This window comes from Desulfocurvus sp. DL1XJH-121 (assembly GCF_054819825.1).
Map to the genome: position 1 here is coordinate 1 of NZ_JBTVWW010000079.1, position 279 is coordinate 279.

Annotated in this window: 1 pseudogene; it reads right to left on the reverse strand. The window is 60.9% G+C overall.

Going from position 1 to position 279, the window contains the following annotated elements:
• A pseudogene (locus ACYYG1_RS17375) lies at positions 1-279 on the reverse strand (NADH-quinone oxidoreductase subunit NuoG); the annotation flags it as partial.

A 279-nucleotide genomic window follows, 5' to 3' on the forward strand; every position in this document is an offset into this window, starting at 1 on the left:
GGAGTGCGTTTTGTCGGTGAAAACGCCGGTCGGGCACACTTCCACCAGGTTGCCGGAGAACTCGCTTTCCAGCGTGCCGCTTTCCGGGCGACCAAAGTAGACGTTATCGTGCGCGCCGTACACGCCGAAGTCGGTGCCGTCCGCATAGTCTTTGTAGTAACGCACGCAGCGGTAGCAGGCGATGCAGCGGTTCATCTCGTGCGAGATAAACGGCCCCAGCTCCTGGTTGTTGTGGGTGCGCTTGGTGAAGCGGTAGCGACGGAAGCTGTGGCCGGTCAT